Source organism: Cognatundibacterium griseum (assembly GCF_014284195.1).
Classification (GTDB): domain Bacteria; phylum Pseudomonadota; class Gammaproteobacteria; order Burkholderiales; family Burkholderiaceae_D; genus Undibacterium; species Undibacterium griseum.
Genome location: NZ_JACOGC010000004.1, coordinates 129,281 through 155,829 on the forward strand (window position 1 = coordinate 129,281; position 26,549 = coordinate 155,829).

Genomic DNA, 26,549 nt, shown 5'->3' on the forward strand with positions numbered 1-26,549 from the left:
TATTGTCTGTTTGCCTGCAGCATCCGGTAAAACATCCCTGTCAGCCCAGCGGCCTGCAACTTTTTTGCAGCTGGGCTACTATGTATTTCTTTCTTGAAGGAGTCAGCCATGCTGCTACGTACTGTCCTCATTTCCGCCATGCTTGCTGTCGTTTCTGCATTTTGCAGCGCGCCTGCTTTTGCGCAGTCACCGGAAGCCTGCCCTGCGATCCTGAATCACCAGTTCAACCGCCTGCAGGATGATGCGCCACAAAATCTCTGCCAGTACAAAGGCAAAGTCGCGCTGGTGGTGAACACTGCAAGTTACTGCGGCTTTACCAGCCAGTACGAAGGTCTGGAAAAAATGTATGCCAAGTACAGCAGCAAGGGGCTGGTCGTGCTTGGCTTCCCATCCAATGATTTCGGCCAGCAGGAACCGGGCAGCAGCAAGGAAATTGCCGATTTCTGTTTCAATACTTACGGCGTGAAATTTCCGATGTTTGCCAAATCTTCGGTGTCAGGCAAAGACATCAATCCGCTGCATGCGGAACTGGTGAAAGCCACCGGCACCACGCCGAAATGGAATTTCTACAAATATCTGATCGACCGCAAAGGCAACGTGGTTGCTGCGTACTCCAGCCTCACCACACCGGATAGTAAAAAGCTGGTGGCTGACGTCGAAAAAGCGCTGGCGGAAAAGGCGGAGTAAAGACGGAACCGGTACGTCCACTCTACGAAAATTCGGAAACCCTTATCAGCAATGGGTTTCCAGCCTGCGGCCATTCCGGCATCGGTATGAAAAACTTATGCCGGAATAGGGTTTGGTGCCGATAAAAAGCCGCCCATGGTCGCATGCACCATCGCATCGACAATCTGCTCGTGGCTGAGTCGCTGATCTCTCAACAGAAATTCCATGGTGGGGTCGCAGGCCCGTGAATACAGCGTATAGACCACCACATCATCCGGCACCAGCGCAGTCAGCGCGCCCTGCTCCCGCGCTTTTGCCACCAGCGCATAAAATCGCTTATTGACACGCAAAGCCACCATCACGTAATCCAGATTCAGCATCAGATTGCGCTGCAAAGTCCGGCTGGTCGATGGCAGATGCGGCACACCACCTTGCAGCCGCAAGCGCAGCGACCAGATCAGAATATGCCGGATATGGTCAATCGCGGGCATGTCTTCCGCCAGCGTATCCAGCTCTTCCTCGGTCGCCTTGAGCAAACGCGTCAGTGCAGCGGCGGCCAGCTTGTCCTTGGATGAAAAGTGCTTGTACAGGCTGCCTTTTGCAATACCGACAGCATCCGCCACATCGTCCATGGTCATCAGGTCATAGCCCTTTTCGGACAAAAGATGATTGACGGCATCGATGATCGCTTCTTCACGGGCATCGAACTGCTGCTTCTTGAAGGGGATTTTAAATTTCATGATCTTTTTCTGTACAAAATCAGACTTTGTAGTATATTTCATGACTGATGAGTCACAAAATATATTTTCCGGTCATTCTTTAATGAGGGCAGCAATGTACAGGAAGCAATCACCAGTGAATCCAAATGCTGCCCGCCTGCGTATATACCAGAGACATCGCGGCAGTTCTGCATATTTACCGGCATGGCATGGTGCACCCACAATGCTGCGGCGCTGTGAAAACTGTTTCCGGCATTCACACTTAACCCTGATGAATCAACAATCATGAAAATTGCGGTGATCGGTTCCGGCATCTCCGGCCTCTCCTGTGCTTACGAACTGTCGCGCGCCCGGCACGAAGTCACGCTGTTTGAGGCTGGCAGTTATTTCGGCGGACATACGCATACTGTGGATGTCACCCTGGAAGGACAAACTTACGGTGTCGACACCGGTTTTCTGGTGTTCAACCACAAAACGTATCCTCACCTGGTCAGGCTGTTTCAGGATCTGCAGATTGAAACCGTTGCGACAGACATGTCTTTTTCCGTCAAAATGCCCGTCGCAGGGCGAACCCTGGAATGGGCTGGCGCCAATCTCGACACGGTCTTTACTCAGCGGCGTAATCTGCTCAATCCGCGCTTCCTGCGCATGCTGCGTGACATCATGCGTTTCAATCAGCAAACCACCGCGCTGGCGCATGCGGAAACAGCGCATGACTTTCATACCCCACTGGGTATATTCCTGCAGCAGCACCGCTACAGCGAAGAATTCATCCACTGGTATTTACTGCCGATGGCTGCCTGCATCTGGTCTTGTCCGACGCAGACCATGCTGGCATTTCCCTTGTCGTCATTTGTGCGCTTCTGCCACAACCACGGTTTACTGCAGATCAACAATCGCCCGCAATGGCATACCGTCAAGGGCGGCGCAAAACACTATGTTGAGAAACTGCTGCCATACATTACCCACACTTTTTTAAACACGCCCGTCAGCGCCGTGCACAGCAGTCCCACGGGGCGGGTCAGTGTCAGCTCGGCAAGGGGTACGGAAGAATTTGACCATGTCGTCATGGCGACGCACAGCGATCAAACGCTGAAGATGCTGGGCGATATCACCGCCCCGGAACGGGACATTCTGGAAGCCATCAACTACCAGCCTAACCGTGCGGTATTACACACCGATTCCAGTTTCCTTCCTGATAAGCGCAAGGCCTGGTCTGCATGGAATTACCAGAGCGCCGATAGTAAAGAGCCACGAGTCTGCGTGCATTATCTGATCAATCAGTTGCAGCCCCTGCCATTTAAGACGCCCGTTATCGTCAGTCTGAATCCCATCGATGAGCCTGCCACCGAGAAAATCATTGCCAGTTTTGACTATGCCCACCCTGTGTTTGACACAGCGGCAGTCAAAGCACAAAGCATGTTGCATCAGATTCAGGGGAAGCGTCAGATCTGGTTTGCCGGTGCATGGACTGGATATGGCTTCCATGAAGATGGCCTGAAATCCGGTCTGCAAGCCGCCCGCAGCATCATCGCCGGCGCGGCACTGACTGAGCCCGCTGTTCTTGCCGCATAAAGCCTGCCAAATGAAAGCGATCAATCAGCAATCCGCCCCGGAACCGACAGCAAGCCCGACAGCGGCAGCGATACAGTTATGTACGGGCGAGGTCATGCACCGCCGGTTCCGCCCGGCAAAAAACACTTTCCGCTACGGAGTGTTTTTTATACGGATCCCCATACGCGCGCTGATGAACCGGCAAGCGGTGGCATGCAGCCGTTTTTTTTCACATAACCGTTTCAATCTACTGTCATTTTTTGATAGCGATCATGGCGACGGCCAGCAGACACCGACTGCCTGGCTGGACGGATTGTTGCGCAGCGAAGGGATCACCGACGCCTGCGGTGAAATCTGGCTCCAGTGTTTTCCCCGTGTGCTGGGCTATGTGTTTAATCCTGTGTCTTTTTGGTTCTGCCACCGCAGCGACGGCAGCCTGCGGGCTGTCGTCTGCGAAGTGCGCAACACCTTCGGGGAAAAGCATCTTTATCTACTGGAACACGGCGATACGCTGGAAAACGGACAGGAATTATATGCCCGGAAAATCTTCCATGTTTCACCGTTCTGCGAGGTCTGCGGAACTTACCGCTTCCGCTTTTTACAGCATCAGCAAACCATCAGCACCAGCACACACAAACGCCATATCGCCAGAATTGATTACGCGGATGAGCAGGGCATCGTCTTAATGACGTCGATCTCTGGTCTGGAACAGGCCATGACAGATCAACGGATATGGCAAGTGATGTTCCGTTATCCGCTGATGACCATCGCCGTTGTCTTCCGCATACATCTTCAGGCATTACGCCTGTGGCTGAAACGTGTTCCCTTTTTTTCCAAGCCCACTCCACCTTCCCAGGAGGTTAGCCGATGAGCACTTTCCACCCCACGCTGTCCACCGGCAGCAGTCAGGCCAGACAACTGGATACCAGGCATTTTCCTGCCGAAGCACGCTTTGTCACCGGTCTGCTCCATAAGCTGGAACATGGCAGTCTGACGATACATTTCCCGGATGGACAGATCGCGTGTTTTGGCAGAGCGGATGATGGTAACCGGCATGTGACGCTGAACCTGAGGAACTGGCAGTTATGCCGTGCCACGCTCAAATCCGGCGACATCGGTTTTGCTGAAAGCTATATTGCCGGTCACTGGACGACAACGCATCTCGCCGGACTGATTGAACTGATTACCCGCAACCGGCTTCAACTGGAATCAGTGATCTATGGAACATGGTGGGGCAATCTTCTATACCGGATCAAGCATCTGCTGAACCGTAATTCCAGATCCGGCAGTAAAAAAAATATCCATGCGCACTACGATATCGGGAATGATTTTTACCGTCTGTGGCTGGACCCCTCAATGACATATTCCAGCGCGCTGTTTTGCTCGGATCAGGTCGAGGACCTGCATGAGGCGCAGTTAATGAAATATCGCCGGATTTTGCAGCAACTCAATTTGCCGGCGGAGGCAAAAGTGCTGGAAATCGGATGCGGCTGGGGCGGTTTTGCAGAGATGGCCACGCGCGACGCACAGGCGCATGTGACGGGATTGACGCTGTCATCCGAACAGCTGCATTTCGCGCGTGACCGGCTGCAGCGTGCAGGGTTGCAGACACGCAGCAATTTGCAGATTCAGGATTATCGCGATGCGCATGGCGATTACGATGCGATCGCCTCGATCGAAATGTTCGAAGCGGTTGGTGAAGAATACTGGCCCGGCTACTTCGCCTGCCTGCAGCGCAATCTGAAGTCCGGCGGCCGCGCCTGCATACAAAGCATCGTGATTGCAGATGCCTTATTCGAACGCTACCGCAAAGGCACCGATTTTATCCAGCAATATATCTTCCCCGGCGGCATGCTTCCGTCAATAGAAAAATTCCATCAGCTTGCCGAAGCGCATGGTCTGCAGGTCATCGATACTTTTACCTTCGGTCTGGACTACGCACGTACCCTGCTCGAATGGCGCAAAGCATTTATGGAAAAATTACCCGAAATCAGGGCTCAGGGATTTGACGAAGAATTTTTACGTACCTGGGAATTTTATCTGGCGTACTGCGAAGCCGGGTTCCGTGCCGGGAATATCGACGTAGCGCAATTCACACTGGTCAAAAAATGAAATCGCCAGCCTCAGGCGCTCTCCGGCATATCGCACTGGCAGTTACCGTGCTGCTCTGTCTGGATGGTGCATTCGCCGGCAATGCACCGTCACCGGTCAGGGAAGAAATTCCGCAAGCCGTGCTGCGGGGCTCCGGCACTTATCGCTGGTTTGGCATGGTGATTTATGGTGCCGTTCTGTGGACCCTGCCGGATAGTGGAAGTGATTTCAGCCACCCTTTTGCGCTCGAACTCACGTATGCACGTGACCTGCAAGGCGGAAAAATTGCCGAAGCGAGCATAGAAGAAATCCGGAAACTGAAACTGGGAACAGCGGTAAAACAGCAGCTATGGCTGACGCAACTGAAAGCGATTTTTCCGGATGTCAAAGAAGGCAGCCGGCTGACCGGCATTCATATCCCGGGTGAAGCAATACGCTTTTATCTGAACGACAAATTTCTCGGCGAAATACGGGATCCGGAATTTGCGCGTTCTTTCTTTTCCATCTGGCTGGATGAAAACACATCGGCACCGGATCTGCGCAACAAGCTGATTGGCAAAACATCCTTTCTGACATCTTCTCTGCGGACAGCATCATGAAACCACTGCCTGTTTTCAAAAAGACGATGATGCTGATCATCTGCCTGCTGCTGGCTTCCTGCGCCAGTACGGATGATCCGTCATTGTATGCCCATGAAATGCCGCGGCTCGATTTACAGCGCTACTTCAGCGGCACGCTGGACGCCTGGGGTATGTTTCAGGACCGTTCCGGCAAAATCGTCAAGCGCTTCACCGTTGTCATTCAGTGTCGATGGAACGGTGACGTCGGCATACTTGATGAAAACTTTACTTATGCCGATGGCAGCAAACAAAAACGCATCTGGACGCTGACCAAGGTGGCACCGGATCGTTTTACCGGCAAGGCCGACGACGTCATCGGCGAAGCGCAGGGTATCCTTTCCGGTAATACCCTGCACTGGAAATACGTGCTCGCCCTGCCGGTTAACGATAGCGTGTATCACGTTGATTTTGATGACGTCATGGTGCTGATGAACGACAAGGTCATGCTGAACCGCGCGATCATGCGCAAGTTTGGCGTTGACCTTGGCAGTGTAACCCTGTCGTTCAGCAGACGCAGTGAGGCGACGGGTGGATAGCATGAATCCGCGCATTCGCGACTGGCATGGAAAACGCATCTGGATTATCGGCGCATCCACCGGAATCGGGGCTGAAGTTGCGCAACAATTGCTGGCAAAGGGAGCGCTCGTCGCACTGTCAGCCCGCAATCAGCAACAACTGTCCCGGATCGCGCAATCTCACCCACAGGCACTCACGCTGCCGCTGGACATCACCGATCATGCCAGCCTGCAGGCTGCTCACGACCAGTTGCTATTGATCTGGAAGCAGCTCGATCTGGTTCTGGTCGTTGCCGGAACCTATAATGCCATGCGCGCCACCAGCTTTAATCTGGCCGATGTCAATCATGTGCTGGATGTCAATGTACGCGGGGTTTATCAATGTCTGGCAGTGATTCTGCCGACTTTACTGCAGCAAGGTGCGGGCGGGATTGGGATCGTCGGCTCTGTTGCCGGTTATTCTGGTTTGCCAGAGGCACTGGCATACGGCCCGAGCAAAGCCGCTGTCATCAATCTGTGCGAATCACTGTACATAGATCTTCGTCCGCGAAATATTGCGGTGTATATGATTAATCCCGGTTTTGTCGCCACACCGATGACGGCAGACAATGATTTCAGGATGCCCGCCCTGATGACGGCACCGGCTGCCGCACAGGCAATGATAAAGGGCATCGAACAGGGACGGTTTCACATCCACTTCCCGGGGCGGTTCACCAACTGGCTGAGGCTGGCACGCCTTCTGCCGTATCGCAGCTATTTTTATCTGGTACATAAAGTCACAGGACTATAAACCATGAACACTCTTGACCATCAGGCCAGTCTGGATAAACTGGTCGCTTTTTTTGAATCCGTCAGTCTCGCCAGCGTGGAAAAAATTCATCACGTTTATACCGAGGATGCGTATTTCAAGGACCCATTCAATGAAGTGCATGGGATTGATCACGTCCGGCGAATTTTTGCGCATATGTTTGTGCAGGTCGGGCAGCCGCGCTTCGTGATTACCTCAACCGTGCTGCAAGGTGATGCGGCGTTTCTGTGCTGGGACTTCCTGTTCACTATGAAACGCTTTCATCCGGATGAACAATGCATACGCGGTGCAACCCATATCCGTTTTGCGGCAGATGGGCGGGTCATGATGCACAGGGATTACTGGGATGCCGCCGAGGAGCTGTATGAAAAATTACCGCTGCTCGGCAGTCTGATGCGCTTCCTGAAACGGACTGCAAACAAGTAGAACGCATTTCATCAACAGGGATGAAATGCGTTCTGGTCCGGGTCAGGCCGGCCCGGGAGTTTTATAAGCCGGCAAATACTGCGCCAGCCGCGTACCCATTTCCTGACCCAGCGCCTGCAAGCCGCTCATCGGTCTGACCATGACTTCAAATTCGACGATTTTTCCTGTCTCATCAAAACGGATCATGTCGATACCTTTGAGTTGCTTGTCGCCGACCCGGGCGCTGAACTCCAGCACGACGTTGAGTCCGTCATCACTGGCAAATTCACGATGGTAGGTGAAATCTTCGAATACATTGATCACCGTTGACAGAATCAGCACGACTGCCTGCGAACTGGCATACGGCTGATGCGCCATCGGCGAACGGAATACCGCAGCAGGATGCACCAGCCCCGGCAATGCCGTCAGATCACGGCTGGCGATCATGCTGTGCCAGTGTGCGAGCGAAGCAGCCGCCTGTGGATGCAGTGTCTTCATGTTATGGCTCCTTTGATGACCGGTGTCAGACTTGTCTCATCATCAGATGATGGCGGCCAGACGGGTTCCCTGATTGATCGCACGTTTAGCGTCGAGTTCGGCCGCCACATCGGCGCCACCGATCAGGTGCACCGTTTTCCCTGCGCTTTCCAGTGCTGCCTGCAGATCACGGCGCGGTTCCTGACCAGCACACAAAATCACATTATCGACCGGCAGGGTTTTCTGCTGGCCGTCGATCGTGACATGCAGGCCGGCATCGTCCACCTTGTTATACGTCACGCCGGCAATCATATGTACGCCGCGGTTTTTCAGACCAGTACGGTGAATCCAGCCTGTCGTTTTACCCAGGCCATCGCCGACCTTGGAGGTCTTGCGCTGTAACAGGAAAATCTCACGGGCCGGCGCCTCCACCTTGGCCTCAGTCAGGCCGCCGACACCCTGGTAGCTGGTGTCCACGCCCCACTCGGCAAAGAATTTTTCCGGGTCCAGACTCGGGCTGATACCGCTGTGACTCAGGTATTCGGCCACGTCAAAACCGATACCGCCAGCGCCGATAATGGCGACGGTTTTACCCACCGGCTTTTTATCGCGCAGCACATCCAGATAGTTCAACACCTTCGGATGGCTGACGCCTTCGATCTCCGGCACGCGCGGCGTGATGCCAGTTGCCAGCACCACTTCGTCGAAATCTTGCAGATCAGCCGCGCTGACCTTGCTGTTCAGTTTCAGCGTCACACCGCTTAATGGCAGCTGGCGGTCAAAATAGCGCAACGTTTCATAAAATTCTTCTTTGCCCGGCACCTGTTTGGCAATGTTGAACTGACCGCCGATTTCGGCTGCCGCATCAAACAGAGTCACGGCATGGCCGCGCTGGGCAGCGGTGGTGGCGAAGCTCAGGCCTGCCGGTCCGGCACCCACGACAGCAATGCGTTTGGCCTGACTCAGCGGGGCATTGACCAGTTCGGTTTCGTGGCAGGCACGCGGATTCACCAGACAGGATGTGATCTTGCCGCCGAAAGTATGATCCAGACAGGCCTGATTACAGCCGATGCAGGTATTGATCAGCTCGGCCCTGCCCTGTTCGGCCTTGCGCATAAACAATGGGTCGGCCAGCAAAGGACGCGCCATCGACACCATGTCGCAGAAATTATCTGCCAGCAATTGTTCCGCCACTTCCGGGGTGTTGATCCGGTTGGTCGCCACCAGCGGGATATTCACATGGCCTTTGAGTTTTTGCGTGACCCAGGCAAACGCGGCGCGCGGTACCTTGGTTGCAATGGTCGGAATACGCGCCTCATGCCAGCCGATACCGGTATTGATGATGGTGGCGCCCGCGGCTTCAATCGCTTTGGCGAGCTGAATCACTTCTTCCAGTGTCGAGCCACCTTCCACCAGATCGAGCATCGACAGACGATAGATGATGATGAAATTGGTGCCGACTTTTTCGCGGATGCGACGCACGATTTCGACCGGAAAGCGGATGCGGTTTTCATACGCGCCGCCCCATTCGTCGTCACGCTGATTGGTGCGTGCGGCGATGAATTCATTGATCAGGTAGCCCTCAGAACCCATGACTTCGACGCCATCGTATCCAGCCGACTGCGCCAGACCGGCACAGCGCACGAAGTCGTCAATCGTCTGGCCGACTTCTTCCGTAGTCAGCGCATGCGGTTTGAACGGATTGATCGGCGCCTTGATCGCGCTCGGCGCCACCAGCGTAGGCTGATAGGAATAGCGGCCAAAATGCAGAATCTGCATCGCGATTTTGCCGCCTTCACGATGGACGGCATCGGTCACGATACGGTGATGCGCCGCTTCTTCCTCGGTCGTCAGCATCGCGCCGCCGTGCATAGGGCGCGCACGCTCGTTCGGCGCAATGCCGCCGGTCACGATCAGCGCAACACCGCCACGCGCACGTTCGGCATAGAACGCCGCCATCCGCTCAAAACCATGATCGACCTCCTCCAGACCAACGTGCATGGAGCCCATCAGCAGGCGGTTTGGCAGAGTCGTGAAGCCGAGGTCAAGCGGCTGGGTCAGATGAGGATAAAAAGACATCGCAATTTCCTTTTTCGTGAGTCGGGACAAATCGGGGGAAAGGCATGCACATCGCAGCGCATTGCCAGTTTCTATCAACAGCTCAGCCGACCGGACGATGGAATGAGGCAGCTGAATGATGCAACTAAATATGCAACTAAGTGCATATCAGCATAATGAAATGCCTTTATTTATGCAACCAGTTGCATATAAAATTGAGACAAATTTTCCTGAGCATCCCTTCTATTCATGTCTCTACAACACGCCCTGCTGACCTCCATCGTTGAGAAACCCTGTTCCGGCTACGATCTGGCGCGGCGTTTTGACAAATCCATCGGCTATTTCTGGCATGCCACCCATCAGCAGATTTACCGTGAACTGGCACGTATGGAAGAACAGGGCTGGGTCAGCTCCAGCGAGGTGGAAGGCGGTCGTGCGGGGAAAAAACGCTTCGACATCCTGCCCGCTGGCCGGATGGAACTGCAGCGCTGGGCGGCTGAGAGCGCTGCCCCAATGCGCCTTCGCGACGACATGCTGGTGCGCCTGCGCGCCGATGCCGCCGTCGGACCACTGGGTCTGACCGGAGAACTGGAACGCCGTCTGGCGCTGCATGAGCAAGAGTTAGCAACCTATCGTGCCATTGAGCAACGCGACTTCAGCCGCCAGCCGCTGTCGCGCGAGGCAGAGATTCACTACCTGATACTGAAAGCCGGCATCAGCTTTGAAGAAGGCCGCGTGCAGTGGACAAAAGAAGCGCTTGCGATACTGCAGAAAAAGCAGCCCCCGGCGCGATAATCCACCGCTCTTCCCCGGGCAGTTCCGCCGATGTTGTTTTCTGACGCAAAGGAACAGACGCGAATTACAAAAGACTATTTGTTTTTTTAGCATGAGCAATATCTGCTCTATTAAAATACGTACTTTTGCGAACTCACTGAAAATCTTGCCTATGGATGATTTTGCCTCCTTGTGTATGCTGGCACGCGCAGGTGACGCGCATGCGGCGGAGCAGCTGATGCAAAGGATCTATCCTGAATTACGCCAGATGGCGCGCTCACGCCTGCGTCACAGCGGGCATCTGACCCTGCTCGACACCACCGCACTGATCAATGAAATGTGGCTGCGCCTGAATGCCGTCACGCAAATGCAGGCTGCCGATAAACATTATTTTCTCGGTTATGCGGCGCGCGCGATGCGTTCTATCGTGATCGACTATGCACGCCGTCGCAAAGCGGAACGCCACGGCGGTGATGCCGAGCATGTGGAACTCGAATCGCAGCTGGATCTGTCGAATCCGGATGAATCTGAACTGCTGCGGGTGCATGATGCGCTGAACGAACTGGAGCAGCTCGATCCGCGCCTCGCGCAAGTGGTCGAACTGCGTTATTTTGCCGGGCTGAGCGAAGAACAGACTGCCGATTTTCTCGGCATCGCCAGACGTACGGTACAGCGCGACTGGCTCAAGGCGCGGGCATTGCTGTTTGAGGCACTGTGCTGAACCGCCATCGCAAAGCGGATGGCGCTTTCGCTGTGTTTTTTTCGTTCTGAATGCATCCCCTTTCATCACGGAGCAACGCAGTGGAACTGAGCGGCAGCGACTGGCAGCAGCTTTCCGGCCTGTTTGATGAGGCAATGGATCTCGACCCGGCGCAAAGGCAGCGATGGCTGGAGCGTCTGGCGGCTGACCATCCTCCGCTGCATTCGCGCCTGTGCCAGCTGCTGGCAGCCCATCAGCAGGCCGAAGAACATGCCTTCCTGCTGACTGCCCCGAAAATCACGCTGCATGATGGCGCGCACCGTGCAGCGCAAACTGCGTATGCGCCGGGCATGCATGTCGGTCCGTGGGAATTAAAACAAGAACTGGGCAAAGGTGGCATGGCCAGCGTCTGGCTGGCTGTGCGGAAAAACGGCGAATTCAAACGTGAAATCGCGCTGAAACTGCCTTTTCCGGACGCGCTGAACGGCACGATCGTGTCGCGCTTCATCCGCGAACGCGATATTCTTTCGCAACTGACGCATCCGTATATCGCCCGTTTATACGATGCCGGCATCAGCGCTGAACAGCAGGCCTGGCTGGCGCTCGAATATGTCAGGGGTGAACACATCATCGATTGGTGTCAGAACAGGCAGCTCGGGCTGAAAGCGCGCCTGCAACTGATGATACAGGTCTGCTCTGCAGTGCAATATGCCCATTCGCATCTGGTCGTACACCGGGATCTGAAACCCGGCAATATCCTGGTCACGGAAGAGGGTGACGTGCGTCTGCTTGATTTCGGCATTGCGCAGATTTTGCAGGGTGCGCATAGTCCCGGCGTCGCGCAGGAGTCCGCACTGCCGGAAGACGGCACGCAGCCGATCACCTGGCGTTACGCGTCCCCCGAACAGATACGCGGCGAAGCGCCGGGCATCGCCAGCGACGTATATTCGCTGGGCGTGGTGTTTTATGAATTGCTGACCGGCAGCACTCCCTATCAACCGGCCGACCGTTCCCGCAGAGCACTGGAACAGGCGATCCTGCATGATGCGGTGGCGGTGCCGTCTTCCCGCGTACGGGAAAAAAAATCACGCCGGGCATTACGTGGCGATCTGGATGCCATCATACAAAAAGCGCTCAAGAAAACTCCGCAGGAGCGCTATGCCACCGTCGATGCCTTTGCCGATGACCTGAAACGCTATCTGAGCGGCGACCCGGTTCGTGCAAGACCGGACAGTCTGTGGTACCGCAGCAGCCGCCTGCTGCGCAAGCACCGCTGGATCGCTGCCGGCAGTCTGCTGTTCACCCTGTCGCTGTTCATCGCCACCGCCGTGTCGCTGCATCAGGCGCGTATCGCGCAGGCTGAAACCATCAAGGCCAAAGCGATGTACCAGTTTGTCGTCAGCCTGTTCAATCCGGACCAAAAACCGGATCTCGATCTGGCGCGACGCCAGATGACCCTGAAGGAGCTGGTCAGTCACGGCGTCGATCAGCTCATGAATGAACTGCATGAGCATCCCGACGAACGCGCCAGACTGCTGCACGACCTAGGGCAGTTGTCGGTACAGCTCGGACTGCAGGAAGAAGCCGCACGCATCTACACCGTCAGTCTGCAGCAGGCAAAACACCACTACGGTTCCGGCAGTAACGAATATGCGTCGGTGCTGCTGGATGCCGTCGAATGGCTGAGCGGCAATAACCGCAGCCGCGAAGCCTGTCAGTATGCCGATCAGGCGCTGGCTATTTATCAGCACAATCAGGCTGCCGCTGAAAAACTCGCGGTCGCTTACCGCAAGGCCGGCCATTGCGGCGTCAATCTGCATCCTGCCGGCTTTCCGCAGGATATTCATTATCTGGAAATGGCGGTGCAGCTGGCACGTTCTGCCGCAGATCAGGCCGAACTCTCCACCGCACTGGAAAATTTGGGACTGGCTTATCTGAACTCAGACCGGCCCGATGCCGCTTTGCAGACTTTCAGCGAATCCCTGGCGTTGCGGCAGCGCCTGTACGGTCCGCATGCCTGGCAAACGGCAGAATCACAACAAAGCGTGGCGATCAGCCTGGACAGTCTGGGAAGAACCGGAGAATCTGAAGCAGCCCGCCTGCAGGCGCTGCAAAGCATGCAAGAGATCTGGGGCAGAAATCATTATTTCGTGTCTGAAAGCAAAGCCTATCTGGCAGATATGCTGGTCGATGCTGCACGCCGCCCCGAAGGTCTGGCTTACGCACGCTCCGCCTATGACATCATGCTGCTGCCGGACTGGCGCCATCAGAAACTCGATTATCTGGAAAATGCCAGCGCCAGCTATCTGAAAATCCTGATCCGCAGCGGCAGCCTGGCTGAAGCACGCAAAGTCTGCGATCAGTTTCCCTGGAAAACGCCGGTCAGTTATCCGATCCTGCGCAATATCCTGTTGAATCATTGCGGTACCGCGTACCTGCATTTTGGCGATATCGACACCGCACGCCGGTTTGCAGATGACAATCTCCGGCTCTGGCAGCAACACTGGCCAAACCAGCCCAGCCGCGCCAGCGGCATTTATCTGCTGAAGGCTGACATTGCCCGCGCCGGGCAACATCATGTGGAAGCGATCCGGGAATACCAGCGGGCACTGCACAGCGCCGGACAAAAGAATCACTACGCCCAGACCGAAGCCTGGCTTGGGCTGGCACGGCTCGCCGGAGCAGACCAGACACTGCTGCCGCTAACGCAGATGCAAGCCGAACTGAACACCTTTCTGCAACCCGGTCAGCGTGAATACTGGGCCGGCTTTGAAGCCAGCATGCGCGAAGCGCTGGGCAATGTGTATCTGGCACGCGGTGAAACGCAGACTGCGCGAGCCGAACTGGAGGCCGCGCTCGCCATCCGCGAAAAGGCCGACGATACGCGCAATGGCCTGTGGTATGCGCTGACATTGCGCAGCCTTGCCAGCATTCTGCAATCTGACAACCCGCAACGGGCCAGACAGCTGAGGCAACAGGCCGCCGGTATCTGCCGCCAGTATCCCTCCTGCCAATGGGAGGCGATGTCACGCCCTGCCAGCCATCACATCAAGCACCCCTGAACGCCCTGCTGCGACCTGTTTTTCCTGAATCTTTAAAAAAATAATTTTACCGGTGGCGCTTTCCGGCATCCGATTTCGTTTGAACCGGGGAAGCACTCCAATGCTTGCTGCCACAACCGGGCTGGCGGTGAAATTTCTCAATTTTACAGATAAGGATTCAGTATGAAAAAACATCTTCTGGCGATCAGCCTGATCGCTGCACTCAGCGCTTGCGGTGGCGGCGGATCAACGGCCGGCAGCACCGGAAATTCAGGAAATACGGGCACCGGCGGCACGGGTGGGACCGGCGGAACAGGGAGCACCGGAAGCAGTTCATCCGGCATGACAGAGGCACTGAAAGTCTTTGCAGAGAGCTGGATCAGCGTACAAACCGTACTGAATCTGCATGACCTGGTCGTCATCGCGGGTAACAGCGGTAACTGCCCAAAGGGCGGCAGCGTGAGTTTTACCGGCTCCACCACTACGGCGAATAACTGCGTGCGCCGCTTCCCGGCAGATAATGCTTATCTGGGCAGCTTCAGTGGCGCGCCGGTACCAAACGGAACGGTCAAAACCCTGAATTTTCAGAGTTCCGGCAACCTGAGCGTGAATGTCGGCAATAATCCTGCAGTGACCGAATATGTGATGAGCAACGCCAGTTTCAACAGTACCGACAGCGATGGCGGCAGCAGTGAAACCACCCAGATCGGCAACGGCAGCGCGACCTTCACCATGAGTGCGGCCACCAGTTACAGCACGACCAGTATCGGCAGCACGGTCATCAATACCGGCAGCAGCCTGACCAGCAATGCCGGATTTTTCTACAGCAAAAACAAGGCAGCGGCGAACCGCGTCGTCACCACCCAGAATCTGGTTTTCACCAGCGACAGCAGCAGCATGACGAACCGTCCGGCAAGCGGCACTTACAACGTCGCCGTCGGCGGCACCACCGCCTGTGTGAATGTGGGTGTGCAGATGCTGGCAAATAATCAGGTGCAGATCAGTTGCAGTGCGACGAATGAGACCCGCACGGCGAACTGGAGTGATGCCGATGTCAAAGCTGCGCTGAGCGCCGCCAGCAATTAACGCAGGGAACAGGGCGGCGCAAGACAGCTTGCCGCCCGTTCAGCGCGGGGCCAATACTCGTCTGCCCAGACGGGTAATCCCGCACTAGGGCTGATGCAGACAGCCTGCCCGGCTGATGTCGCCGATGTTACCGACTGGTTTTTTTAGGTACTGGTTTGCCGTCTCCGGCTGCTGTCTTTGTGCCGGTCTTTGTGCCGGTCTTTGTGCCGGTCTTTGCGTTTGTCTTTGCAGACGCTTTCGCTGCGGTCTTGCGGATGGCGCCGGCAGACGCCGGTTTGGCCGGGCGGGCTGCGGTTCTGGCGGCACCAGCCGGTTTGCGGGCAGTCTTTTGGGCTGCCGGCTGATCGGTTCCGGCGGATTCCGGCTTGCTGCCCGCCATAAAGACCGGTTCATTTTCCATCGCCTTGCTGACAGCCTGTTTAAACTGATCCTGCAGCAAATTCCACCATGCGGCCGGATTGGCAAATGCGCCGCCGGTAACTGCTTCCGGTTTCTCTGCGGTGGCGGCGCTGGCAGCAGAGTCAGACTCAGGGGTCGTCTTGACGGATTCCGGTTCAGCGGGGGCTTCTGCTGGTGTTGCGGCATCCTCGGGAACAGCCGCGCTGGCGGCCTTGCCGGTTGGCGGCATCGGCCAGTCTGCATGCTGATTCGGCGATGCTTCCGTCTTGCTGTCCGGCGCTTTGCCGGCTTGCTGCACATGCTGGGAAAAACTCTCGCCGATCGACTGCAAAGCAGCAATGGTGGCTCGCTGGACTTCCAGTGCCTGTATCGTGCCGCGCAGCATATTCATGTTCACACTCAGCCAGGATTCGACCGTTTTCAGATCCTGGATTTTTTTATCCAGTTCATCAACCGTCATCGGCGGCGCCACCATGCCCGGCACATTCATGCTGCCCCAGAGTTTTTTGATGAACGCCAGCGGATCGCCGATGGAATTCATGCCAGGGATTTCCGTTCCGAAGGGATTACTCATCCTTGCAGCTCCTCATGAGATCATGTGTGTGATGACTGATGCGTGCGGTCCGTGCACCAGCGGCTATTTGCGCTCCATCTTGCATGAGCTGAGTAATGCCGTCAATCCGCCCGCAAAAAAGCGTTCGGTGCGAAAGCCATATCCGCTGCCTTCATTATCAAACTGCGTTCCGGGCTCTCCTTTTTTCTGCATCACCGAAACATACAGAGGCTGTATCAGCTGGTGATCCTGCGGCCGCATCCATGCCTCGTGAAAGCCGTTTGAAAAGCGGGCATTTTCCAGTGCATGCGCCACCCGGACGGCATCCGTCGTGCCGGCTTTTTCGATGGCCGTCACGAGCATCTCCAGCATCAGATGCATGCGCAGATGCACGTAGTCGTCGCGCGACTGCGGATAACGCTGGCGAAACGCGCGGTAAAAAGCATCGCTGGCCTGGCCGCCGACATTCGGATGCCATTCCGCCACAGCCCGGACCCTGCCCACACCGGCATCTCCGATGGCTGCAGGTGCGCCCAGTGCGTTGGCATAGAAAGTATAAAATTTGAGCTGCATACCGGCGTCCCGGGCGGCCTTGATCAGCAAAGTCAGGTCATTGCCCCAGTTGCCGGTGATGACGGTATCGGCACCGCTGGCCTTGATTTTGGCGAGATACGGGGAAAAATCCTTGACCTTGCCGACCGGATGCAGATCATCGCCGACAATCTGGATATCCGGCCGTTTGGCAGCCAGCATCGTCCGCGCGGAATGCGCAACCTGCCGTCCGAAACTGTAGTCCTGTCCGATCAGATACACTTTGCTGGCGCGGCTATCGTCACGGATCACGTCGGTCAGCACCTGCATGCGCATGTCGGCATGGGCATCAAAACGGAAATGCCAGAAACTGCATTTCTCATTGGTCAGCGCCGGGTCAACTGCCGAATAATTCAGAAACAGAATGCGATGCTCCGGAACCCGCTGGTTATGCCGGTTAATCGCTTCGGTCAGCGCCAGCGCTACGGCGGAACTGTTGCCCTGCACGACGAAAGGAATATGCTGATCAGTCACCTGTTTCAGCAGCAGCAACGATTCTTCCACGCCCTGTTTATTGTCCAGCACGGTCAGGCTCAGCGGATGATTGCCATCTGGCAGATGAACGCCACCGCGCGCGTTGATACGCTCAACGGCGAATTGCAGATTGCGCTGCACCACTTCTCCGGCATTGGTAAAGGCCGCGCTCATGCCGTCGATCATGGCAATTCTGACCGGTGCTGGCGCGGTGTCCTGTGCAGCATGCGCCGCGGTTGCCAGCAACATGCACGTGGCGGCAGATGCCGCCGCAAATAATATCGAGATACGTTGTTTCATAAAATAAAAAATGATGTGGAAAGGCCGGCGCTACCGATGCCAGCTGTTTCCGGTGTGCGGCATTGTACGCCGGTTGCTGGCGACAGATTTTTTCTGTCTGTCAGCGCAGCCAGCCATGACTGCGTTTACACTGATGCCATGACCACACCTGTACTCCAGATTGCACACAGACACACCACACGGCCAGCCTCAGCGCGGATGCCGGCTTACCGCTATCTGCTGTTTGCCGGTCTGGCGCTGCTGTTGCACGCCGGCGTCTGGAAATGGGCCGAAGTGCCGGCACTCAAAACCGTCCCGGCACCGCTGACACCGCGGGAAATGCAAGTCAGTCTGAAAACTGCGCCGCCTGCCGCCTCCCCGGCAGCGATCCGGCCAGCGCCGGCAGCTGCGTCCAAAACCACGACAAAACCTGTTGTCAGCGCAGTCCGGCGGCCATCGCATCCGTCACTGGACACACCGGCGCTGCAAAGCGGCGAGCCAGCCGCCGCACCGGTCGCCACGCTGTTGCAAGAATTACCTGCCGCAGCGATCGCGGTGCCAGATGTGGCAGACAATCCCGCTGACACCAGCGCTGCCAAAGCAGCCCCTGATAGCGCCAGCAACGCGTCAGCGGCAAACGTCGCGACCCCGCTGGCTGAACTCAGCACCCTGCCGCCGCCTTCGGGGACAATGCAGATGAAAGTGATCCGCACCACGCCTGACCGCAACCCGGTGTACGGTATCGGCGAAATCAGCTGGACGGTGCAGGATCAGCAATACCAGATGCAAGTCAGCGCTTCGCTCGATTTATTGCTGACCAGCCTGAATCTGTACACCCTGCGCAGTGAAGGCATTATTGGCGAACACGGCATACAGCCGCGCATCATGAGCGAAACACGGCGCGGCCGCAGTGAGACCGCGACCCATTTTGACTACAACAGCCAGACCGTGATTTTTTCCGCCACCACCAAGACAGCGACGCTGGAAAATGGCGCGCAGGACAGAGCGAGCATTTTTATGCAACTGGCAGGGCTGGGGCTGGCTGCAGAAAACCAGTTTCAGGCGGGCAAACAACTGACCGTGCAGGTCGCCGAAGACCGGGAAGCAAATCAGTTCACCTTTGTGATTACCGGCCAGGAAGAGATCACGACACCGCTCGGCAAGCTCATGACCTGGCATGTGATCCGTCCGCCACGGCCCGGCTTTTATAATTCGGTGCTGGAACTCTGGTTTGCGCCAGCCATGCACTGGTATCCGGTGCAGATACGCAATACAGAAACCAACGGTGCAGTCACCACCCAGACCGCAACCCGGATTCATTTCACCACCACGGAATCAAAATGACATTCTCTCTACGCCTGCATTCCCTTCTGCCAGCCATCCTGCTGTCGCTGCTTTCCCAGAGCGCGTTCTGTGCCGACCATGCGGCCAGCGTCGCCGCAAAATCGGCCTTCAGCCTGCCGCCTCCGGTTGAACTGCAATACAGCATCCGCGCCCGGCAAAGCGGGATTCCACTCAGCGGTTCCGCCAGCGTGAAATGGCAATGGCATGACAAAAGCTACCAGATCCAGACCGAGACACGCGCCATGCTGCTGGGAAAAATCCTGGATGCCAGCAGTCAGGGCACGATCGACGAATACGGGCTGGCGCCTGAAAAATTTATCGAAAAACGGCTCGGCAAACCACCCACCACCACCAGTTTTGAGCGGGACAGCAAAACCCTGCGCTTCTCGGCTTCGGAAGCCAGCTATGCGTTAAAGGGCGGAGAGCAGGACCGCACCAGCGCCACCTGGCAACTGGTCGCGCTGGCACGCGCAGCAGGAGACAAATTCCGTCCCGGCAGCGAATGGAAAATGTTTGTCGCCGGACGGCGCGATGCCGAGCCGTGGAGCTTTAAAGTGATCGCCACCGAAAATCTGAGCACGGCGCTCGGCGACTTCAGCACCGTGCATATCACCAAAGCGCCGCCGCCGGACTCCAAAGACCAGCAGCTCGATATCTGGCTGGCGCCGGCGCTGGACTGGTATCCGGTCAGGCTGAAATTCAGCGATGCCAGCGGCGAATTTGTGGATCAGCTGATCGAAAGCAAACATCCGCTCTGACACCGGCATCACAGACGCTCCGGGCACACGCCGCACCGCTTTCCGGCACAACACTGCGCAACAGTGTTGTGTTCCGCCAACTGATTTCCTTCAACCATTTCCATGCGGAAAATTAATGCCCCGATTTTATTCTGACTTGTCAAAAATTAACTATTTTTAACGCTCGCCTGATAGCGTTCCGTTATCCTAGAAACCTCTCATTTTTTCCAGCAGATCAGGTCACATGCATCAGGTTAAGAGGTTTTCCGCATTCACAGTCCGCCGCAGGCGGTGCCTGAACGACATTCCCCAACACCATCTGGCCATCGGCACCGATCTGGTCTGGATACCTGAGATCCGTCAATCCATGTTGCAATTCGGCGCACGTTACCTGAACCGCCTGTTTACACCGGATGAATTGAACGATTGCCAGGGCAGCGAGGAAAGCATGACTGCCAGTCTGGCGGCACGGATCGCGGCGAAGGAAGCGGTGATGAAACTGCTCGGTGTGCCTGCCGCCACGGCATTACCCTGGAAAACCATCGAAGTCCGGCGCATGGCTTCCGGACAACCGCGGCTGCAGCTATATGGCGCAGCGCGCCGGCTGGCCCGGCAAGCCGGGATCACACTCCATGCAATCAGCCTGAGTCATGAAAAAGACTATGCGACAGCGACCGTGATCGGCAGCCATTAATCGCATCAAGGCTGACGATATGCAGACAGACGGTGCGATCAGGAAAGCACCGTCCTGCAATCTGTCATCGCCGGATTCCAGGAATTTCCCAACACACAGACAACTAACCATCAGGTGCTCTATGACAAAACAAAAAATCCGGCAGGTTCTGAAAGAACAGGGAAAATTTCCTGCCGATATTGACACGCTGGCCGATGACGCCGATCTGTATGCCGCCGGCATGACATCTCATGCCAGTGTGAATGTCATGCTGGCACTGGAAGATGCCTTCGATCTTGAATTTCCAGACCGTATGCTCAAACGCAGTGTATTTGAAAGCATTAACGCCATTCATGACGCCATTCAGGAACTGACTGCCTGATATGAAAACCGAATCTCCGCTGATCCAGCTTGCCAGAAGCATTGCCCTTGAGGATGTCGCGCCGTATGCAGATGCGGTTGACCGGGAGGCGCGCTTCCCGGCAGAAGCGATCGCCGCACTGAAACGGCATAGTCTGCTGAGCGCTGCTGTTCCCGCCGCGCTGGGCGGTACCGGCGCCAGCCTGAGCGAGCTGGTCACGATCGCTGAAATACTCGGCCGGCAGTGCGCCTCGACTGCCATGATTTTTGCCATGCACCAGATTCAGGTGCTCACGCTGGTCAGGCATGGGCTCAGTGAAACCCGGTTTGACAATTACTTGCGCGAACTGGTGAGTCATCAGTATCTGATCGCGTCGGTCACTTCCGAAGCTGGTGTCGGCGGTGAAATGCGGCGCAGCCTGTGCGCGCTCGAACGCGATGGCAACGACGTTGAACTGATCAAGGATGCCACCACGATTTCCTATGGCGCCCAGGCGGATGATCTGCTGGTCACTGCACGCCGTTCACCGGATGCGGCCAACAGCGATCAGTCTCTGATCCTGTTGCGTAAGGGCAGTTACACGCTGGAACAGAAAGGTGTCTGGGACACCATGGGAATGCGCGGCACCTGCAGCCCACCGTTTCTGCTCAAGGCAAAGGGACATGCGGATCAGGTTATGGCGACACCGTTTGGCGATATGTCGGCCCAGACCGTGGTGCCGGTCTCGCATCTGCTGTGGGGCGGATGCTGGCTCGGCTGCGCCACCGCCGCAGTCAATAAAGCGCGGGCCTTTGTCCGTGCTCAGGCCAGAACCAATCCGGGCACGGTGCCGCCAACGGCATTGCGGCTGGCGGAAGCAGTCAGCATGTTGCAGGGCTTGCGCAGCGCGGTGCAGGCCTGCCTGACTGAATACGAAATCCTGTCGCAGGCAGAAGATGCTGCCAGTGGCGCATTGTCCTCGATCGCCTATGCGGTCAGGATGAACAACCTGAAAGTGGAGGCCACCCAGATGCTGCCCCAGATCGTGCTCAAAGCATTATCCATCTGCGGTATTCTGGCCTATAAAAACGATAGTCCGTACAGCATGAGCCGCCATCTGCGCGACAGCCTGTCCGCACCGCTGATGGTGGGTAATGACCGGATACTGGCCACCAATGCCAACCTCCTGCTGGTTCTGAAAGACGACTGAAAAGGCTGATCATGTCCATCGATTTTTCCCCTGAATTACTTACCGATGACCTGGTTGCTGCCGGTCATATCATTCCGGTCGGCGTTCCCGGCATTTTCGGCCGCGGTCCGGTGTTTGAAGACGTTTTGCGCCGCTTTGACGATTATGTTTCACGCGTCGCCGCACCCGATCAGGCAACCCGCATGTCCTTCCCGCCCTGCCTTGATCGCAAAGTATTGGAGCGCAGTGAATATCTCGATTCTTTTCCGCATCTGGCAGGAACTATCTTCAGTTTCAACGGCACGGAAGCGCAGCACAAAGAACTGATCGAAAACGTGCATGAGGGTCGGCCGTGGACACATCTGCAAACCATGACCGCCGTCTGCCTGACGCCTGCCGCCTGCTATCCGGTCTATCCGAGTTTCACCGGCACGCTGCCCGAGGGAGGCCGCCTCGTCGATATGCAGAACTGGGTATTCCGTCACGAACCATCGGCCGAGCCGACCCGCATGCAATCGTTCCGCGTGCGCGAATTCGTGCGCGTCGGCACGCCGGACATGGTGGTCGCCTGGCGCGATCTGTGGCTGCAGCGCGGTCTGGAAATTTTACAATCGCTGGAACTGCCGGCGCATACGGAAGTCGCCTCCGACCCGTTTTTCGGTCGCGGCGGACGCATGCTGGCAGCCAACCAGCGTGAACAGCAGCTCAAATTTGAAGTGGTGGTACCGGTGATTTCTGCCGACAAACCGACTGCAGTCTGCTCCTTCAATTATCATCAGGATCATTTCGGCAAACTGTTCGATATCCGGACTGCAGTCGGCGAAGTGGCGCATACCGCCTGCCTCGGCTTCGGTCTGGAACGCATCGTCATGGCATTATTCCGGACGCACGGGATGCAGCCTACTGGCTGGCCACAAGCCACACGCACCCAGCTTGGTCTATGAGTATTTCTGCATTACCGCACATTGATCCCGGCAGCTACCAGCCGCATGCACTGCATGCCAGCGACAGCGCCTGGCCGGAAACCAACTGCTATATCGATGTCTGGATCGAAGTGTTGCACGCCCAGCAGCTTAATCCGCTGGCCTGCCTGCCGGTCGTGTTTGCGAATGATTTCGATGGTGATCAGTGGACGTTTTACAAACCCGCGCATGAAGACCTGTTTCAGCTCTACGGCATGGATGTGCAGGAACTGAATGTCTGGCGCGGCTTGCTGGAAAACGCCAGCGAACAGTTGCGCCGTGGCCGGCTGGTGCTGAGTGAAACGGATTCCTTCTATCTGCCGGATACTGCCGGCACCGATTACCGGACCAATCATGTGAAAACCACGATTGCGATGCAGGAAATCGACATCAGTGCGCAGCGGCTCGGTTATTTCCACAACAGCCGCTATCATGAACTGGCGGGAGAAGACTTTCGTGCCATCTTCCGCTGCGGGCAAGCGCATGATCCGGCATTCATGCCCTTGTTTGCCGAATTTGTGCGCCTCGACCGCGTGCGGCCTTCAGCAGAGCGCGAACTTGCCGTTATTTCACGCACCTTGCTCAGCAAATATGTGGCACGGCGACCAGCCCATAATCCGGTCCGTGCATTTGCACCGGTTTTATTACGGGAAACAGAAAGACTGAAAGCAGAAGGGATGCCCGCCTATCACGCCTTTGCGTTTGCCACACTGCGCCAGCTCGGTGCCGGATACAGCCTGGGCGCAAGCTGCCTGCGCTGGCTGGAACAGCATCAGCAAGGAAATTTTTCAGATGCAGCAATGGCTTTCGAGACCATTTCCAGCCTCAGTAAAACCTTGCTGCTGAAACTTGCGCGGACAGTAATGAGTAAAAAGACTGTGGATCTGACGCCGCTGCTGCAGGACATGGCAGAACAATGGGACCGGGGAATGTCGCAGCTGGTACAGGCATTACAGAAACCACATTCATGACTGCCGTGACCACGCATGCTGACACTGGACAGTCCGTGCAAGACGGATGGACCATGTTCCTGCTGCCGCCGGAATCCGGCTCCTGCCTGCCATCTGCGGCACTCGCGCAAGCCGCTGTACACTGGCCTGCCAGCCTGCCTTGTACCGCTGCGTCGGTACTGCGGGATCACAACCAGCCGGTGACGGATCTTCAATATCTGGATCAGAACGATATCTGGTTCAGCCGGCTTCTCAGCATCGGCAGCGGGCAGCACTTCCTGCACTTTGAAGGACTGGCAGGTCATACAGAAATTTTCTGGAACGATCGCCTGATCCTGCGCACCGCCAATATGTTTGTCGCATACTGCATTGATCTGGATCAGCAGCAAATGCGCGGCTCCGGCAGGCTCAGCCTGCGCTTTCCTGCGCTCGACAGCCTGTTGGCGCAGCGCCGCCCGCGACCACGCTGGAAAACCCGGCTGGTTGCGCAACAACAGCTGCGCTGGCTGCGCACCAGCCTGCTCGGGCGAATGCCCGGCTGGTCGCCGCCGGTGCCGCCAGTCGGCCCCTACCGTGCGGTGCGGCTGGAAACATGCCCCCCAGTCCGGTTGGCTGAACATCAGCTGCACAGCAAACTGATGGGTGGCGAAGGCATCGTCAACGGACATTTTCACCTGAGTGCAGAGCATGCTGTGACACAGGTGAATCTGCATGTCGGCGATCAGGTACAGGAATTGTTGCTGCATTCAAATGGCACCGAAACCGTGGCGCAGGGTGAACTGGTTTTTGAAGAACCGCAATGCTGGTGGCCGCATACGCATGGTCAGCCGCATCTGTACAGCGCTTTTCTGGAAGTCAGCACCAGCCACGGAAAACATTTTCTGCCGCTGCATGATGTCGGTTTCCGCAGTATTCATGTGCAGCAAAATGACGGCGACTTCCATCTGCATCTGAATGGCGTTCCGGTCTTTTGCCGCGGCGCCTGCTGGACACCGGCTGATCTGTTCTCCCTGAATGCAGATAACGCAACGCTGCGCGCGATGCTGCAGCTGGTACGCGACGCCGGCATGAATATGCTGCGTCTGCCCGGCACCATGCTGTACGAAAGCGATGCCTTTTATCAGCTGTGTGATGAAATGGGCATCCTGATCTGGCAGGATTTTATGTTTGCCAACATGGATTATCCGGTTGCGGATCTGGAATTCGCGCTGAATATTCAGCATGAGGCGGAGTCGTTTTTACGGCGCACGCAAAACCGGCCATGCCTTGCTGTCCTGTGCGGCAATAGTGAAGTCGAGCAGCAGGCTGCGATGCTGGGCATTGCACGGGAATGGTGGCGCAATCCGTTTTTTTCGGACACGCTGCCGCAGCTCTGCCACACCCTACGGCCGGACGTGCTTTACTGGCCGTCCAGCCCGGCTGGCGGCGTGATGCCCTTCCACACGGACAGCGGGATTGCGCATTATTTCGGCGTCGGCGCCTATCTGCGCCCGGTTGACGATGCGCGCCGCAGCCATGTGCGGTTTACGACCGAATGTCTCGGCTTTTCCAATATGCCGGATGAGCAGCAGATCGAAACCGTGCTGCCGGACGGTGAAAAACCCGGGCCGCACCCGCGCTGGAAACAACGGATTCCACGCGACAACGGCACCAGCTGGGATTTTGAGGATGTGCGCGATCATTACCTCTCCGCGCTTTACCAAACTGATGCCAGTCGCCTGCGGGCAACCGACAGCGAGCGCTACACCGAACTGGCGCGCACCGTCAGCGGCGACATCATGGCGCAGACACTGCATGAATGGCGCCGGTATGGATCGTCCTGTCGCGGAGCGCTGATCTGGTTCTGGCGCGACCTGTGGGCAGGCGCAGGCTGGGGTGTCATCGATGCCGCAGGACGTCCGAAGGCAGCCTATTATTTTCTGAAACGCGCCATGGCGCCGCTGGCGGTATTTTTCAGCGATGAAGGATTAAACGGGCTGACGATTCATATCGTGAATGACCGGCCAGCGGTGTTTACCGGCTGGCTGGAACTGCATCTGTACCGAAATGGCAGCCAACGCACCGCCAGCCAGCGGATTGCGATACAGCTGTCCGGACACAGCAGCCAGATGCTGTCTGCCGACGCGCTGTTGCCGCATTTTTCGGATACCGCTTATGCATACCGTTTCGGACCGGCGGGGCATGATCTTGCGAGCACCCATCTGTACCCTGCCGATGCCGGCAGTCCGGTCAGCAGCGATTACCATTTCTGCCTGGGACAACAGGCTTTTCTGGAAACCGACCCCGGACTCAGCGCGGAATTCACGCCCGACGATGCACATTCCGGCATCCTGACGCTGGAAACCAGACGTGTTGCACTCGCAGTCTGCATCAGCGCCGCAGGAGCAACCGCCGATCATAATTTTTTCCATCTGGCGCCCGGCATCCGGCAAAGCGTACGGCTGACCACGACAGCGGATACGCTGCCCGCTGCGGTCACGCTGAAAGCGCTGAACATGCCGGTCAGACTGCGTTGTCCGCTGACTGATTTTTCATAACTTTTAT

General features: G+C 56.6%; 27 protein-coding genes. 20 read left to right on the top strand and 7 right to left on the bottom strand.

What is annotated here, in order from left to right:
• The first annotated feature begins 108 nt into the window (after positions 1 to 108).
• Complete coding sequence (locus H8K27_RS11100) at positions 109 to 687, top strand: glutathione peroxidase (RefSeq protein WP_186863246.1); 579 nt, start codon at positions 109 to 111, stop codon at positions 685 to 687.
• A 95-nt stretch (positions 688 to 782) separates the two neighbouring features.
• Here H8K27_RS11100 and H8K27_RS11105 read toward each other — a convergent pair whose 3' ends face one another.
• The gene (locus H8K27_RS11105; RefSeq protein WP_186863247.1) at positions 783 to 1,406 is read right to left on the bottom strand and encodes a TetR/AcrR family transcriptional regulator; all 624 of its coding nucleotides are present in this window, start codon (positions 1,404 to 1,406) and stop codon (positions 783 to 785) included.
• Between the two features lie 38 nt (positions 1,407 to 1,444).
• Positions 1,445 to 1,699: a hypothetical protein gene (locus tag H8K27_RS11110; protein WP_186863248.1), complete on the bottom strand. Its 255-nt coding sequence runs from the start codon at positions 1,697 to 1,699 to the stop codon at positions 1,445 to 1,447.
• Here H8K27_RS11110 and H8K27_RS11115 point away from each other — a divergent pair.
• The 7 genes from H8K27_RS11115 to H8K27_RS11145 are packed head-to-tail and all read left to right on the top strand — an operon-like array spanning position 1,671 to position 7,399.
• The gene (locus tag H8K27_RS11115; RefSeq protein ID WP_186863249.1) at positions 1,671 to 2,960 is read left to right on the top strand and encodes an NAD(P)/FAD-dependent oxidoreductase; all 1,290 of its coding nucleotides are present in this window, start codon (positions 1,671 to 1,673) and stop codon (positions 2,958 to 2,960) included. The two genes, H8K27_RS11110 and H8K27_RS11115, sit on opposite strands and share 29 nt — an antisense overlap.
• A 10-nt stretch (positions 2,961 to 2,970) precedes the next feature.
• Entirely contained in the window at positions 2,971 to 3,810 is an 840-nt protein-coding gene (locus H8K27_RS11120; protein ID WP_186863250.1) for a DUF1365 domain-containing protein, read from the top strand.
• Positions 3,807 to 5,051 (top strand): SAM-dependent methyltransferase, encoded by a 1,245-nt coding sequence (locus tag H8K27_RS11125; protein ID WP_186863251.1) that lies wholly within the window; start codon positions 3,807 to 3,809, stop codon positions 5,049 to 5,051. The genes H8K27_RS11120 and H8K27_RS11125 overlap by 4 nt, the downstream gene beginning before the upstream one ends.
• On the top strand, positions 5,048 to 5,629 hold the full coding sequence (locus H8K27_RS11130; RefSeq protein WP_186863252.1) for a chalcone isomerase family protein: 582 nt from the start codon (positions 5,048 to 5,050) through the stop codon (positions 5,627 to 5,629). The genes H8K27_RS11125 and H8K27_RS11130 overlap by 4 nt, the downstream gene beginning before the upstream one ends.
• Complete coding sequence (locus tag H8K27_RS11135; RefSeq protein ID WP_186863253.1) at positions 5,626 to 6,186, top strand: DUF3833 domain-containing protein; 561 nt, start codon at positions 5,626 to 5,628, stop codon at positions 6,184 to 6,186. The genes H8K27_RS11130 and H8K27_RS11135 overlap by 4 nt, the downstream gene beginning before the upstream one ends.
• A 1-nt stretch (position 6,187) precedes the next feature.
• Positions 6,188 to 6,955, top strand: coding sequence for an SDR family NAD(P)-dependent oxidoreductase (locus H8K27_RS11140; protein ID WP_186863254.1), 768 nt, complete (start codon positions 6,188 to 6,190; stop codon positions 6,953 to 6,955).
• Between the two features lie 3 nt (positions 6,956 to 6,958).
• Entirely contained in the window at positions 6,959 to 7,399 is a 441-nt protein-coding gene (locus tag H8K27_RS11145; RefSeq protein WP_186863255.1) for a nuclear transport factor 2 family protein, read from the top strand.
• Positions 7,400 to 7,441: 42 nt separating this feature from the next.
• Here H8K27_RS11145 and H8K27_RS11150 read toward each other — a convergent pair whose 3' ends face one another.
• Positions 7,442 to 7,876: a nuclear transport factor 2 family protein gene (locus H8K27_RS11150; RefSeq protein WP_186863256.1), complete on the bottom strand. Its 435-nt coding sequence runs from the start codon at positions 7,874 to 7,876 to the stop codon at positions 7,442 to 7,444.
• Between the two features lie 42 nt (positions 7,877 to 7,918).
• Entirely contained in the window at positions 7,919 to 9,934 is a 2,016-nt protein-coding gene (locus H8K27_RS11155) for an NADPH-dependent 2,4-dienoyl-CoA reductase (RefSeq protein ID WP_186863257.1), read from the bottom strand.
• Between the two features lie 228 nt (positions 9,935 to 10,162).
• On the opposite strand from H8K27_RS11155, the gene H8K27_RS11160 reads away from it, so the two are divergent.
• The 3 genes from H8K27_RS11160 (at position 10,163) to H8K27_RS11170 (ending at position 14,449) form a co-directional block, all read left to right on the top strand.
• A complete protein-coding gene (locus H8K27_RS11160; protein ID WP_186863258.1) occupies positions 10,163 to 10,708 on the top strand; it encodes a PadR family transcriptional regulator in 546 nt (181 codons plus the stop codon).
• Positions 10,709 to 10,859: 151 nt separating this feature from the next.
• Entirely contained in the window at positions 10,860 to 11,408 is a 549-nt protein-coding gene (locus H8K27_RS11165; RefSeq protein ID WP_186863259.1) for an ECF-type sigma factor, read from the top strand.
• A gap of 80 nt (positions 11,409 to 11,488) precedes the next feature.
• Positions 11,489 to 14,449 carry a protein kinase domain-containing protein gene (locus tag H8K27_RS11170; protein ID WP_186863260.1) on the top strand — a complete coding sequence of 987 codons (2,961 nt, stop codon included), beginning with the start codon at positions 11,489 to 11,491 and terminating at the stop codon, positions 14,447 to 14,449.
• On the opposite strand, the gene H8K27_RS11175 is transcribed toward H8K27_RS11170, so the two are convergent.
• Complete coding sequence (locus tag H8K27_RS11175; RefSeq protein ID WP_186863261.1) at positions 14,414 to 14,623, bottom strand: hypothetical protein; 210 nt, start codon at positions 14,621 to 14,623, stop codon at positions 14,414 to 14,416. The genes H8K27_RS11170 and H8K27_RS11175 overlap by 36 nt on opposite strands.
• Between H8K27_RS11175 and H8K27_RS11180 the strand changes: the two genes are divergently transcribed.
• Positions 14,612 to 15,514, top strand: a complete 903-nt coding sequence (locus H8K27_RS11180) for a hypothetical protein (protein WP_186863262.1) — start codon at positions 14,612 to 14,614, stop codon at positions 15,512 to 15,514. The two genes, H8K27_RS11175 and H8K27_RS11180, sit on opposite strands and share 12 nt — an antisense overlap.
• A 127-nt stretch (positions 15,515 to 15,641) precedes the next feature.
• On the opposite strand, the gene H8K27_RS11185 is transcribed toward H8K27_RS11180, so the two are convergent.
• Together H8K27_RS11185 and H8K27_RS11190 are read right to left on the bottom strand one after the other, a co-directional pair.
• The gene (locus H8K27_RS11185) at positions 15,642 to 16,487 is read right to left on the bottom strand and encodes a PhaM family polyhydroxyalkanoate granule multifunctional regulatory protein (protein ID WP_186863263.1); all 846 of its coding nucleotides are present in this window, start codon (positions 16,485 to 16,487) and stop codon (positions 15,642 to 15,644) included.
• Between the two features lie 63 nt (positions 16,488 to 16,550).
• Positions 16,551 to 17,831 (bottom strand): branched-chain amino acid ABC transporter substrate-binding protein, encoded by a 1,281-nt coding sequence (locus H8K27_RS11190; RefSeq protein ID WP_186863264.1) that lies wholly within the window; start codon positions 17,829 to 17,831, stop codon positions 16,551 to 16,553.
• Positions 17,832 to 17,867: 36 nt separating this feature from the next.
• On the opposite strand from H8K27_RS11190, the gene H8K27_RS11195 reads away from it, so the two are divergent.
• From H8K27_RS11195 to H8K27_RS11230, 8 genes are all read left to right on the top strand, one after another.
• Entirely contained in the window at positions 17,868 to 19,154 is a 1,287-nt protein-coding gene (locus H8K27_RS11195; protein ID WP_186863265.1) for a DUF3108 domain-containing protein, read from the top strand.
• Complete coding sequence (locus H8K27_RS11200; RefSeq protein WP_186863266.1) at positions 19,151 to 19,912, top strand: DUF3108 domain-containing protein; 762 nt, start codon at positions 19,151 to 19,153, stop codon at positions 19,910 to 19,912. The genes H8K27_RS11195 and H8K27_RS11200 overlap by 4 nt, the downstream gene beginning before the upstream one ends.
• A 223-nt stretch (positions 19,913 to 20,135) precedes the next feature.
• Positions 20,136 to 20,585: a holo-ACP synthase gene (gene acpS / locus H8K27_RS11205; protein ID WP_186863267.1), complete on the top strand. Its 450-nt coding sequence runs from the start codon at positions 20,136 to 20,138 to the stop codon at positions 20,583 to 20,585.
• A gap of 121 nt (positions 20,586 to 20,706) precedes the next feature.
• Complete coding sequence (locus H8K27_RS11210) at positions 20,707 to 20,946, top strand: acyl carrier protein (RefSeq protein ID WP_186863268.1); 240 nt, start codon at positions 20,707 to 20,709, stop codon at positions 20,944 to 20,946.
• Position 20,947: 1 nt separating this feature from the next.
• Complete coding sequence (locus tag H8K27_RS11215) at positions 20,948 to 22,114, top strand: acyl-CoA dehydrogenase family protein (RefSeq protein WP_186863269.1); 1,167 nt, start codon at positions 20,948 to 20,950, stop codon at positions 22,112 to 22,114.
• 11 nt (positions 22,115 to 22,125) lie between these two features.
• Entirely contained in the window at positions 22,126 to 23,037 is a 912-nt protein-coding gene (locus H8K27_RS11220; protein ID WP_186863270.1) for an amino acid--[acyl-carrier-protein] ligase, read from the top strand.
• Positions 23,034 to 24,026, top strand: coding sequence for a DUF1839 family protein (locus H8K27_RS11225; RefSeq protein WP_186863271.1), 993 nt, complete (start codon positions 23,034 to 23,036; stop codon positions 24,024 to 24,026). Before H8K27_RS11220 ends, H8K27_RS11225 begins: the two co-directional genes overlap by 4 nt.
• Positions 24,023 to 26,542: a glycoside hydrolase family 2 protein gene (locus H8K27_RS11230; protein ID WP_186863272.1), complete on the top strand. Its 2,520-nt coding sequence runs from the start codon at positions 24,023 to 24,025 to the stop codon at positions 26,540 to 26,542. The genes H8K27_RS11225 and H8K27_RS11230 overlap by 4 nt, the downstream gene beginning before the upstream one ends.
• Positions 26,543 to 26,549 lie beyond the last annotated feature (7 nt).

What these genes read in the sequence shown, in the direction of transcription:
- H8K27_RS11100 (WP_186863246.1), top strand. Translation starts at nt 109, where the DNA reads ATGCTGCTACGTACTGTCCTCATTTCCGCCATGCTTGCTGTCGTTTCT.
- H8K27_RS11105 (WP_186863247.1), bottom strand. Translation starts at nt 1,406, where the DNA reads ATGAAATTTAAAATCCCCTTCAAGAAGCAGCAGTTCGATGCCCGTGAA.
- H8K27_RS11115 (WP_186863249.1), top strand. Translation starts at nt 1,671, where the DNA reads ATGAAAATTGCGGTGATCGGTTCCGGCATCTCCGGCCTCTCCTGTGCT.
- H8K27_RS11110 (WP_186863248.1), bottom strand. Translation starts at nt 1,699, where the DNA reads ATGCCGGAACCGATCACCGCAATTTTCATGATTGTTGATTCATCAGGG.
- H8K27_RS11120 (WP_186863250.1), top strand. Translation starts at nt 2,971, where the DNA reads ATGAAAGCGATCAATCAGCAATCCGCCCCGGAACCGACAGCAAGCCCG.
- H8K27_RS11125 (WP_186863251.1), top strand. Translation starts at nt 3,807, where the DNA reads ATGAGCACTTTCCACCCCACGCTGTCCACCGGCAGCAGTCAGGCCAGA.
- H8K27_RS11130 (WP_186863252.1), top strand. Translation starts at nt 5,048, where the DNA reads ATGAAATCGCCAGCCTCAGGCGCTCTCCGGCATATCGCACTGGCAGTT.
- H8K27_RS11135 (WP_186863253.1), top strand. Translation starts at nt 5,626, where the DNA reads ATGAAACCACTGCCTGTTTTCAAAAAGACGATGATGCTGATCATCTGC.
- H8K27_RS11140 (WP_186863254.1), top strand. Translation starts at nt 6,188, where the DNA reads ATGAATCCGCGCATTCGCGACTGGCATGGAAAACGCATCTGGATTATC.
- H8K27_RS11145 (WP_186863255.1), top strand. Translation starts at nt 6,959, where the DNA reads ATGAACACTCTTGACCATCAGGCCAGTCTGGATAAACTGGTCGCTTTT.
- H8K27_RS11150 (WP_186863256.1), bottom strand. Translation starts at nt 7,876, where the DNA reads ATGAAGACACTGCATCCACAGGCGGCTGCTTCGCTCGCACACTGGCAC.
- H8K27_RS11155 (WP_186863257.1), bottom strand. Translation starts at nt 9,934, where the DNA reads ATGTCTTTTTATCCTCATCTGACCCAGCCGCTTGACCTCGGCTTCACG.
- H8K27_RS11160 (WP_186863258.1), top strand. Translation starts at nt 10,163, where the DNA reads ATGTCTCTACAACACGCCCTGCTGACCTCCATCGTTGAGAAACCCTGT.
- H8K27_RS11165 (WP_186863259.1), top strand. Translation starts at nt 10,860, where the DNA reads ATGGATGATTTTGCCTCCTTGTGTATGCTGGCACGCGCAGGTGACGCG.
- H8K27_RS11180 (WP_186863262.1), top strand. Translation starts at nt 14,612, where the DNA reads ATGAAAAAACATCTTCTGGCGATCAGCCTGATCGCTGCACTCAGCGCT.
- H8K27_RS11175 (WP_186863261.1), bottom strand. Translation starts at nt 14,623, where the DNA reads ATGTTTTTTCATACTGAATCCTTATCTGTAAAATTGAGAAATTTCACC.
- H8K27_RS11185 (WP_186863263.1), bottom strand. Translation starts at nt 16,487, where the DNA reads ATGAGTAATCCCTTCGGAACGGAAATCCCTGGCATGAATTCCATCGGC.
- H8K27_RS11190 (WP_186863264.1), bottom strand. Translation starts at nt 17,831, where the DNA reads ATGAAACAACGTATCTCGATATTATTTGCGGCGGCATCTGCCGCCACG.
- H8K27_RS11195 (WP_186863265.1), top strand. Translation starts at nt 17,868, where the DNA reads ATGCCAGCTGTTTCCGGTGTGCGGCATTGTACGCCGGTTGCTGGCGAC.
- H8K27_RS11200 (WP_186863266.1), top strand. Translation starts at nt 19,151, where the DNA reads ATGACATTCTCTCTACGCCTGCATTCCCTTCTGCCAGCCATCCTGCTG.
- acpS (WP_186863267.1), top strand. Translation starts at nt 20,136, where the DNA reads ATGCATCAGGTTAAGAGGTTTTCCGCATTCACAGTCCGCCGCAGGCGG.
- H8K27_RS11210 (WP_186863268.1), top strand. Translation starts at nt 20,707, where the DNA reads ATGACAAAACAAAAAATCCGGCAGGTTCTGAAAGAACAGGGAAAATTT.
- H8K27_RS11215 (WP_186863269.1), top strand. Translation starts at nt 20,948, where the DNA reads ATGAAAACCGAATCTCCGCTGATCCAGCTTGCCAGAAGCATTGCCCTT.
- H8K27_RS11220 (WP_186863270.1), top strand. Translation starts at nt 22,126, where the DNA reads ATGTCCATCGATTTTTCCCCTGAATTACTTACCGATGACCTGGTTGCT.
- H8K27_RS11225 (WP_186863271.1), top strand. Translation starts at nt 23,034, where the DNA reads ATGAGTATTTCTGCATTACCGCACATTGATCCCGGCAGCTACCAGCCG.
- H8K27_RS11230 (WP_186863272.1), top strand. Translation starts at nt 24,023, where the DNA reads ATGACTGCCGTGACCACGCATGCTGACACTGGACAGTCCGTGCAAGAC.